Below are 3,225 nucleotides of genomic sequence, written 5' to 3'. Positions count from 1 at the left end.
ACGCCAAAAATCATCGGACATCTCTTGAAAGGCCATGGCATCATCGATACGCGTGATTGTCGTACCTAAGAGGCTATCTTATTTAGAATTTTAATGATTTAAGCATTTTCTGTTCCGGATATCCTCTTAGCTCGCGTTCGCAGCTCAGGGGGCATCGAGCCTGCAAACGGCGATTGGATGGCCTCAGTCAGTGTGCCTGCGGTTCGCCAGGAAGCTCATATCAAACGGTCACTGGCGTTCACTTGGCAGTCCTGTACGAGTCGCCTTCGCGTGCGCCTGCCTCGAAGACCAGTTGCGCCAACTCGGCAACGGAGGTGACTTCGAGCTTGCGCATCAGATTGCTGCGATGGCGCTTGACCGAGCGCTCGTCGATACCCAGGGCCGCGGCAATCTGCTTGTTCATGCCCCCATTCATGACATGGGACAGCACCTGCTCTTCGCGTGGTGTCAGCGTGTCGAGGCGCGCATGCAGCGCACGGCGATGCGCACGAAATGCACACTCCTTGGCGCCGCGGGCAAGCGCCCGTTCCACCGCGGCGATGATGGCCTCTTTCGGTGCGGTCTTGACCAGGAAATCCTCGGCCCCTTGCCGCATCGCCGCAACGCTGGTGGGAATGTCGCCGTGGCCGGTGAGGAAAACCACCGGCAGCGGATTCCCAGACCTCGCCAAGTGTGCCTGCAAGGCGATGCCGTCCATGTCGGGCATGCGCAGGTCGGCCAACACGCAGCCCACGCGATCCGGTGCCTGTTGCGCGAAGAAATCGACCGCGGAGCTGTAACACTGGGTCACGAAGCCGGTGCTGCGCAGCAGACGTTCGATGCTTTTGAGAAAGGAGGCGTCATCGTCCACGATGAACACCGTTGGCAACCGATCACTCACGTCGATTCATCCCCCTGCCGCGACCGGCAGCAACACCTCGACGCGAGCGCCTTCCCTCGGGCGGTTTGCCGCGCTGATGCGCCCGCCATGTGCATCGACGATGGTCCTGCAAAGCGATAATCCGAGTCCGATCCCATCGGGCTTGGTGGTGTAAAACGGCTCAAACAGGTCCACAAGTCGCGCCGGGTCGAAACCGGGCCCGCTGTCCTCGACGACCAATGAGAGCATTGCCTCCCCGGCTCGGGCGGCGTGCAAATCAATTTGACGCTGCCCCGAGTTCCCTGTCTTCACGGCATCAAGGCTGTTGAGCAACAGGTTGACGAGGACCTGTTGGAGATGGATGCGATCTCCCCGAATTTTGGGCAGATCAGCCGGCACCGCAATACCCAATGTCACATGCTGGGTGCGCATCTCCGCTGCGAGCAACGCCGCGGCTTGTTGGATGAGTTCCAGCGGTGCGATCGCCTCGAAGCGCAGCTCTCCCTGCTGGAGCAACGAGCGCATCCGTTGGATGACCGCCGCCGCCCTTTGATCGTCCTTCTGGATATCGGCCAGGATCTCCCTCACCTCCCCGAGGTCCGGCGGATCCTGTCGCAGGAAGGCTTCGCCCGCCTCGGCGTTGCGCAGAATCGCGCCCAGCGGTTGATTGAGCTCGTGTGCCACTGCCGAGGAGAGCTGGCCCAGAACGAAGCCACGCTGCACGCGTGTTAGCTGGTTGCGATGTTGCTGTGCCTCGGTTTCGAGCTGCTTGCGCGCCGTGATGTCGACGGACACGCCGCGAATGCGTAGCGGTTGCCGTCTCTCGCCGTATTCGACCTTGCCCCAGGCGACGATCCAACGCTCGGTGCTATCCGCGCCGATCATCCGGTACTCCACCTGAAGAAGCTCCCGCGCTTGCGCCATCGTTCGGCGGATCGTTGTTTCAAGGCGGTCACGATCATCGGGATGGACCAGCTCCAGGTAATCCGCCAGGCCGATCCGCTTGCCGCCAAAGACTCCGGCAATGGTATGGTCGACATCGTTGGACCAGATCTCATCCCTCACGACGTCCCACTCCCACAACCCCAGGTCCGCCGCCTGGGCGGCCAGGCGCATGCGCTCGCGGCTGTCCCGCAGCTCGCCGGTAACCTGTCTCGCCCGGAGCAGGTCCACGCTCAGCTCGAAGGCCATGGCGAGCACGAGCACCAAAAAGACAAAGGTGACGAACGGACCCGGCAGTATCCCGTGCGCCATCAGTCCTGAAAGCGTCGCGGAAAGAACGATGGCGATCGGAATCGAAGCGCCCAGCACCAGGGCCTGACGACCACGGCCCAGCTTGCGCGCGGCAAGGGCGGCGTCCACGACAAAAATGCACAGCAACACCATGCTCAGGTGAATGAGAGAACGCCACGGATTCATCTCGCCCATTGGCACCGACAGTGTCTCGCCCAGGAAAGACACCCTGTTGAGGGCATGGATCTCAGCGAAGGTCGCGTTGGGATAAAGGACGAAGTTTGGTATCAGCACCAGTAGACGCAGGCCGGTGATGAGCCACGCCAACCAACGCCGTCCGGCGCCCAGATAGAGATGCGTGAACCAGACCACGGCGATCACGATCATTGCCGCGGAGACATGCATCCAACGCAAGATGGCGCCGAACTCGGCAGGGGTCTGCGCCCGCATCACGGCGAGCTCCTGCATGGCGAGGACCGCGGCCGCCACGGCGCTGACCGAGAACAGGGCGTTGGCAACCGCATCACGATCGCGAAGCCAGACGAGCAGATTCACGGCTGCCAGCGTCAAGGATACGCCGGCGGCCATGGACCAAATGACGGTGATCCAGCTCATTGATGAGTCAACCTATCGGTCCCCCGTCAATGAGCAAACACGCCGGCCCGCAGTGCCGCAGGTAGGCACCAACCCCATGGCGCGATGCCCGTTGAACTCGCGAAGGCGCATAAACAGGTGCTTGCCGATGATCATGGTTTCTGATTCGAACGCGGGTTCCTGGCGGACTGGCGCCAAATGGAGCGGCATTCTTGGGGCAACCGTGCGGGTCGGCAAAGGTTGTGCTCCGACCGCCGATGAGCTGGGATGAGCGGCAACACCACAGTCTGTCCGATCCGCGTGGCTAGAAAATCGCCGGGCAGGAGTCGCTAGTGCAACAGAGTGGAAATCCCGAGACTGTTTAATCATTCATGCTGCGAGCGGCTTTCCCTCATAGGTCCAGCGGAAGGGTTTGGCCAACGTGCGATTGAAGAAGTCGATGAAATCGCTGATGCGTTTCTGAAGGTCGTCGATGGAGGTGAAGTTGCCACGGCGCAGGACTTTGCGCGCCAGGATCGAGAACCACATCTCGATCTGAT

2 protein-coding genes are annotated in these 3,225 nt (G+C 61.3%); both read right to left on the bottom strand.

The genetic code is table 11. The annotated features are described in order from the left end of the window. Positions 1 to 238: 238 nt before the first annotated feature. The gene (locus CKO23_RS24160; protein WP_346014685.1) at positions 239 to 850 is read right to left on the bottom strand and encodes a response regulator transcription factor; all 612 of its coding nucleotides are present in this window, start codon (positions 848 to 850) and stop codon (positions 239 to 241) included. A 36-nt stretch (positions 851 to 886) separates the two neighbouring features. Beyond that, positions 887 to 2,707 carry an ATP-binding protein gene (locus CKO23_RS24155; protein WP_200335965.1) on the bottom strand — a complete coding sequence of 607 codons (1,821 nt, stop codon included), beginning with the start codon at positions 2,705 to 2,707 and terminating at the stop codon, positions 887 to 889. Positions 2,708 to 3,225: the final 518 nt, after the last annotated feature.

The sequence above is a fragment of the Thiocystis violacea genome (assembly GCF_016583565.1).
GTDB lineage: Bacteria > Pseudomonadota > Gammaproteobacteria > Chromatiales > Chromatiaceae > Thiorhodococcus > Thiorhodococcus violaceus_A.
This window is presented reverse-complemented; position numbering and strand designations above follow the sequence as displayed.

What these genes read in the sequence shown, in the direction of transcription:
- CKO23_RS24155 (WP_200335965.1), bottom strand. Translation starts at nt 2,707, where the DNA reads ATGAGCTGGATCACCGTCATTTGGTCCATGGCCGCCGGCGTATCCTTG.